The sequence below is a fragment of the Acidimicrobiales bacterium genome (assembly GCA_036491125.1).
Taxonomy (GTDB): Bacteria; Actinomycetota; Acidimicrobiia; order Acidimicrobiales; family AC-9; genus AC-9.
Genome location: DASXCO010000165.1, coordinates 1 through 5,922, shown reverse-complemented (window position 1 = coordinate 5,922; position 5,922 = coordinate 1). Strand labels below are relative to the sequence as shown.

Genomic DNA, 5,922 nt, shown 5'->3' with positions numbered 1-5,922 from the left:
GTATCAAGGAGAAGCGGGTCGTCCGCTGACCCCGCCGGCGCCGGCGATGCTGGTTGGTTGCGGCCCGGGGACGGCGCTCGCCCAGGGTGCCCCGGCGACCGGGGCCCTCGTACGGCGGGCCGGGCTGCTGGAGGGGCGGAGCGGGGTACCGGCGCCCTACAGTTGGCCGTCGAGGGGAACCCGCTCCAGCGAGGCCTGAGAATGACTGATGAGCGCTGAGGACCTCGAGCGTTACGAGGCCGAAATCGAGCTGGCTCTCTACCAGGAGTACCGCGCCGTGCTGCCGATGTTCCGCTATGTCGTCGAGACCGACCGGCGGTTCTATCTGGCCAACCACGTGAGCATGGACGCGAAGGGGGAGGCCGGCCATCCCCACTTCGAGATCCAACTGAACGACGCCTGGGTGTGGGACATGTACAGGCCCGCCCGATTCGTCTCCTCCGTCCGGGTCGTCACCTTCAAGGACGTCAACGTGGAGGAGCTCCCCGAGAAGGAGCTCTGAGCCTTGGAGCGAGTGGCCGGGCGCCAGGAGCTCGCCGCCCACGGTGAGGAGACCGTGGCCGAGCGGTACAGGTCAGGCGGATTCGAGGTGGTGGCTCGCAACTGGCGCTGTCCCCGGGGCGAGCTGGACCTCGTGCTGCGCCGCGGCGACCTGGTCGTCGTCTGCGAGGTCAAGACCCGTTCATCGACCGCCTTCGGGGCGCCCGTCGAGGCGGTGACGCCGGCCAAGCAGGCACGCGTCCGCCGAGCCGCGGCGCGGTGGCTCGAGGAGAGCCCACGCCACGCCGGGGTGGTGCGGTTCGACGTGGCCTCGGTGCTGGGTGACGTCGTCGAGGTGGTCGAGGGGGCGTTCTGAGCCCGTCGCTGCACCCGGCCTCGGTCGCCGTGGCCTCGGGCCGGGGCGCAGCGGTCGCGGGGGCGCCAGTCAACGTGGCCGTCCCCCTCGCCTCGACCTTTCGCGCCGACGGCCCCCTCTCATACGGGAGGGAGGGCAACGCCGTCTGGGACGCCCTGGAGGAAGTGCTGGGGTCGCTCGAGGGCGGTGAAGCGCTCGTGTTCGCATCGGGGTTGGCCGCGATCGCCGCGGTCCTCGAGACCCTGCCGGTCGGAGCGCTCGTCGTGGCGCCCCAGGACGCCTACCTGGGTACTCGGGGACTCCTTGGCGACCTGGCAGGACGCGACCGGCTCCGCGTCAGGCTGGTCGACATCACCGACACCTCCTCCACGCTGGCCGCCATCGACGGCGCCGACCTGCTGTGGTGTGAGTCCCCGACCAATCCCATGATGGCGATCGCCGACCTGGCCGCTCTCTGCGAGGGGGCCCGGGCGGTTCGCGTCCCGGTGGTGGTCGACAACACGTTCGCCACGCCCCTGCTCCAGCGCCCGCTCGAGCTGGGGGCCGACGTGGTGGTGCACAGCGTGACCAAGTTCCTGGCTGGTCACTCCGACCTGGTGATGGGGGCCACCGTTGTCGCTGACCCTGACCACTGGGGCGCGGCACTCCACCGGCGCCGGAGCCTGCACGGGGGCGTACCCGGGCCGGTCGAGGCCTTCCTGGCCCTCCGCGGCGTGCGGACGCTCGACGTCCGCCTCGAGCGGGCCCAGGCCAACGCCGCCGAGCTGGCCCGCCGCCTGGCTGCCCACCCAGGGGTCTCCGTCGTCCGTTATCCAGGCCTCGTCCACCATCCGGGCCACGAGCTGGCTTCGCGCCAGATGGACGGGTTCGGCGCCATGCTGTCCTTCGAGGTGCACGGCGGCGCTCGGGTCGCCGACGCCCTCTGTGGCGCGGTGCGCCTCTGCGTGCACGCCACGAGCCTGGGTGGGGTGGAGACGCTGCTCGAGCGGCGCCAGCGCTGGGAGGGTGAGGAGGCGACGCCGCCTGGCCTGGTCCGCGTCAGCGTCGGCATCGAGCACGTGGAGGACCTGTGGTCCGACCTCGAGGCCGCGCTCGACTTCGCGCTCGACGCCAGCACCGCCCGTCCGTAGCTATCGTTCGGGCCCATGGAGACTCTCCGCGTGGAGCGCGCCGACGGGGTCGTGACGGTGACCATGGATCGGCCCGACCGCAAGAACGCCATCAACGACACGATGTGGATCGAGCTGTGGGAGACCTTCGAGGCCGTCGCCCGGAGCACCGAGGACCGCGTGCTGATCGTCACCGGCGCCGGAGGTGCGTTCTGCTCGGGCCAGGACCTGAGCGGGGTGTCCGACGGCGGAGACCATGGCTTGGTGCGCATGCGCCGGGTCGGCGACGTGGCTCTGGCTTTGCATCGCATGCCGAAGCCGACCATCGCCAAGGTCGGCGGGATCGCGGCCGGAGCGGGCTGCAACCTCGCCCTGGGCTGCGACCTGATCGTGGCATCGGAGGAGGCCCGCTTCTCGGAGATCTTCTCCCGGCGCGGCCTGTCGGTGGACTTCGGCGGCTCGTGGCTGCTTCCCCGGCTGATCGGGCTCCACCGGGCCAAGGAGCTGGCCTTCTTCGCCGAGATCGTCTCCGCCAAGGAGGCGGCTGACATCGGGTTGGTCAACCGGGTTGTCCCGCCCGCGGAGCTCGACAGCTTCGTCGACGACTGGGCCCGGACCCTCGCCGCCGGACCCCCGCTGGCGCTCTCGATGACCAAGACGATGCTCAACAACGGCATGGCCACCTCGATGGAGGAGGCCGTGGAGGACGAGGCCCGTTGTCAGGCGCTGAACTTCTCGACCGCCGACACGGCCGAGGCCGTCTCGGCCTTCAGCCAGAAACGCGACCCCAAGTTCCGAGGGATCTGACCGGCGGGTTCTCAGCTGCTCAACCGCTCAGACGCTGAGTCGCTCGGTCGCTCAATCGCGGAAAACGGCCTCCAGCCAGGTGCGCCGGCGGCAGGCGGGGCAGGGGAGCAGGCGGGAGTACCTGCGCCCGGGGACCCAGAGCCAGAACGGGAAGTGACGGCGGACGAAGTCGGCGTAGGTCATCCGCGTGTGGACCCCGCACGAGGAGCACACGAGGACCATGGTCCCGGGCCGGGGCTCAGGGGCCGAGAACAGGGCGCGCCGACCCGACGCCTCGGGAGCCTCGTGGTCGTGTTCCTCCGAGCGCACGCCGGGAGCCCAGAAGAGGGCCCGCCGGCCCAGGGGATCGGAACCGCCAGCCATCTCAGCTCCCCACCGTCTCCCGCCCGTTCTGGTCGGCGTGGAGGGTCCGAGCCAGGGCCCGGTACGCCTCGGCGCCCGGCGAGCTAGGGGCGTGGCGGAGGATCGAGCGTCCGCGGGCGGGCGCCTCGGCGAAGCGGATGGACTTGCCCACGGGAGGATCGAGGACCGGCAGCGCATACCGATCGCGCACGTCGCCGAGGATCTGCCGTGAATGGCGGGTCCTCGAGTCGAGCATGGTGGCGATGATCCCCCGCACGGCGAGATCGGAGTTGGCGAATGTCCGCACGTCCTCGATGGTGTCGAGGAGCTGGGCCACGCCACGATGGCTCAGGGCCTCGCACTGCAGCGGCACGAGGACCTCGTCGGCGACAGTGAGCCCGTTGATGGTGAGCACGCCCAGCGACGGCGGGCAGTCCACGAGCACGGTGTCGTAACCACCTTGCAATGGCTCCAGCGCTCTGGCCAGGGCGTGTTCCCGACCGGTGCGGGTGAGGAGCAGCACCTCGGAGCCAGCGAGGTCGATCGTCGCTGGCACCACGTCGACGCCGTCGACGGACTGCAGCACTTCTTTGACCGGCACGCGTCGGACGAAGACGTCGTGCACCGACCGAGCCAGGGTGTCAGGGTCGAGTCCCACCGAGTACGTGAGGCACGCCTGGGGATCCAGGTCGACCAGCAGCACACGTTCGCCGAGCTCGGTGAGCGCGACCCCCAGCGCGTGCACGGTCGTGGTCTTGGCAACCCCGCCCTTCTGGTTCGCCACCGCCATAACGCGAGCCATCGCCGGAGTCTATGGCGGTGGGCGATGCTGTTGGCGGAAAACTTGGAGGAATTTTCGTTCCGCGATCGCCGCCCACCCCGTCAGTACCATCGTCATTCGTGCGCCGAAGCGATCGAGGGTGACACCCGCTCCCGCCAAGGTGACGCCGCTGTGCCTCGAGGCCGCTGAGCGGGCGTGCCCGCGGTGGCTGGCCTGCGAGATCGAGGAGCGACCAGGCACGCGAACTGCGTTCAATCGATGGCGTATCCGCAACGCCCTCGTGGCCAGGGCCACGGCGGCTCACCGGCAGCTGCGGGCGCCTGGGCCCGACGACTTCGATCCTCCTTCGAACCTGCTCCCCGAGGAGGCAGCCATCTTCGAGGAGGCGGGTGCCGGCTACGTCCGGCACTTCGGTGGCCAGGACGTCCGCGCCGTCGGCCACGGACCCAGCAGGCCCGACTACTGGCCGAAGCGGAACCTCACTGTCGGTGGCGCCATCGATCTGACCGTCGAGGACGCCGCCGGCAACCTGGAGCTCCGCCAGCTCGAGCTCTGGGGTGGTCGGGTGTGCGCCGACCCCGCGCGGAGCGCCAAGGTCCTCTGTGCCGTGCTGCGTCTGGCGCGCCTGGCATCGGGCCAGCGTCTCCGGGTACGCCACGTCGACCTGTTGGGTGCCGACGCCGACGAGTGGGAGATCGAGTGGTCCCGAGACCTCCCCGGTCTGGCGGCGCTGGTCGACGAGCGGGTGGGGGTCGTCCGGGAACGAGCCCGCTCGCCGTCGGCCCAGATCGGCCAGGGGTGTGGCATGTGCCGGCACGCCGAGGACTGCCCGGCCCACCGCGGCGCGGGCCCGCCCGTCCCGCCGACCCATCTCGACGACGTCCGTGGAGAGGACCTCGTCGGCGACATCGTGCGCCTGAGCCCGACGGCCGTGGAGAACTGGTACCGGTGTCGGCGGGCCTTTCGAGCCCGCCACCTGCTGTCGCTACCCGGCACCGACGCGGGGCCGGGCGGCGCCAACGAAGGGCTGCTCGTCCACCAGCTGTTGCACCGACTCCACCGCGAAGAGCGGTGTGGCGACGCGGCCTGGATGTCCGACCTGGCCGAGAGCCACGCTGGAGCTGACGGCGTCGATGCCGCCAGGACGCTGGGATTTCTCGATCGCCATGCCCGCCGCTGTCCCCGCGGAGCCATGTCGGTCGGCCACGAGCGAGAGCTTGCCCGGGGCTGGTTCGGTGCCCGGCCGCTGCTCATGGTGACCGGGACGATCGATGCCGTGTGGTCTCACGACGGGCTCCTCGACGCCCGTGACTACAAGTGCGGCATGCCGCACGTGGCCTCGCTGCGCGAGAGTGCCGAAGCCCGGGTGCAGGCGTGGCTGCTGGCGCCGATGGCCGACGAGCTCGGGCTCCAGCTTCGGCTGCGCCACGAGCACCTGGCGCCCGAGGCCTCCGACGATCCGGACCCCTTCGAGCCCGACGCCGAGGACCTGGCGGAGATCTCGGCCGAGCTCATCGGCCTCGCCGCCGCGGTCGGCGACGAGCGGGAGTGGCGGGGTGTCAGCGCCGAGCGGGTTTGCCGGACGTGCCCCTACCATTCGGTCTGCCCCGACGCCGCACATGGTGGGGAGCGGAGCTGATGGCGGGAGGTGCTATGAAGGCGCCGTGACCAAAGAGCAGGCACGCGACTACGCCCGTTGGGTGGCCGGGCTGCGGATGGCTATCGGGGCGACCACCGTCCTGGCCCCGAACCTCGTGATGAGGCCGTTGTTGGGGCGTGGGATGGGTCGTCCCACCGACAAGCTGCTGGCCCGGTCGTTCGGCATCCGTGACGTTGCCCTCGGGATCGGAGCCATCCTGGCCATGGATCGCGGCGCGCCGTCCCGTGGCTGGATGGAAGCCGGCGGCCTGGCTGACGCCGGGGACCTTCTGGCCACGCTGCTCGCGTTCCGCTCGTTGCCTCGGTTCGGCCGCTGGACGATGCTCCTCGCCATCTCGGGCGCAGTGGCGGCCGCGGGAGTCCTGGCA

Annotated in this window: 9 protein-coding genes; 7 read left to right on the top strand and 2 right to left on the bottom strand. The window is 71.2% G+C overall.

Features of this window, described 5'->3' with window-relative positions; all coding sequences use genetic code 11:
• The 5 genes from VGF64_12940 to VGF64_12920 form a co-directional block, all read left to right on the top strand.
• A partial coding sequence (locus VGF64_12940; protein ID HEY1635660.1) for a hypothetical protein occupies positions 1 to 199 on the top strand: 199 nt, incomplete at its 5' end.
• A 9-nt stretch (positions 200 to 208) separates the two neighbouring features.
• Positions 209 to 502, top strand: coding sequence for a DUF2469 domain-containing protein (locus VGF64_12935; GenBank protein ID HEY1635659.1), 294 nt, complete (start codon positions 209 to 211; stop codon positions 500 to 502).
• 12 nt (positions 503 to 514) lie between these two features.
• Positions 515 to 856, top strand: a complete 342-nt coding sequence (locus tag VGF64_12930) for a YraN family protein (protein HEY1635658.1) — start codon at positions 515 to 517, stop codon at positions 854 to 856.
• Between the two features lie 74 nt (positions 857 to 930).
• Entirely contained in the window at positions 931 to 1,986 is a 1,056-nt protein-coding gene (locus tag VGF64_12925; protein ID HEY1635657.1) for a PLP-dependent transferase, read from the top strand.
• Positions 1,987 to 2,001: 15 nt separating this feature from the next.
• Positions 2,002 to 2,772, top strand: a complete 771-nt coding sequence (locus tag VGF64_12920; GenBank protein HEY1635656.1) for an enoyl-CoA hydratase — start codon at positions 2,002 to 2,004, stop codon at positions 2,770 to 2,772.
• Between the two features lie 51 nt (positions 2,773 to 2,823).
• Here the strand turns inward: VGF64_12920 and VGF64_12915 are convergent, their stop codons facing one another.
• On the bottom strand, positions 2,824 to 3,135 hold the full coding sequence (locus VGF64_12915; protein ID HEY1635655.1) for a hypothetical protein: 312 nt from the start codon (positions 3,133 to 3,135) through the stop codon (positions 2,824 to 2,826).
• Position 3,136: 1 nt separating this feature from the next.
• A complete protein-coding gene (locus VGF64_12910; protein HEY1635654.1) occupies positions 3,137 to 3,916 on the bottom strand; it encodes a ParA family protein in 780 nt (259 codons plus the stop codon).
• Between the two features lie 118 nt (positions 3,917 to 4,034).
• On the opposite strand from VGF64_12910, the gene VGF64_12905 reads away from it, so the two are divergent.
• Together VGF64_12905 and VGF64_12900 are read left to right on the top strand one after the other, a co-directional pair.
• Positions 4,035 to 5,534, top strand: a complete 1,500-nt coding sequence (locus VGF64_12905; GenBank protein HEY1635653.1) for a PD-(D/E)XK nuclease family protein — start codon at positions 4,035 to 4,037, stop codon at positions 5,532 to 5,534.
• A gap of 25 nt (positions 5,535 to 5,559) precedes the next feature.
• Positions 5,560 to 5,922 (top strand): hypothetical protein (locus VGF64_12900; GenBank protein HEY1635652.1); only part of this gene is annotated, 363 nt, incomplete at its 3' end.

Bases quoted from the DNA above. Each gene is read 5' to 3' on its own strand.
- VGF64_12935 (HEY1635659.1), top strand. From the start codon at position 209: ATGAGCGCTGAGGACCTCGAGCGTTACGAGGCCGAAATCGAGCTGGCT.
- VGF64_12920 (HEY1635656.1), top strand. From the start codon at position 2,002: ATGGAGACTCTCCGCGTGGAGCGCGCCGACGGGGTCGTGACGGTGACC.
- VGF64_12915 (HEY1635655.1), bottom strand. From the start codon at position 3,135: ATGGCTGGCGGTTCCGATCCCCTGGGCCGGCGGGCCCTCTTCTGGGCT.
- VGF64_12910 (HEY1635654.1), bottom strand. From the start codon at position 3,916: ATGGCTCGCGTTATGGCGGTGGCGAACCAGAAGGGCGGGGTTGCCAAG.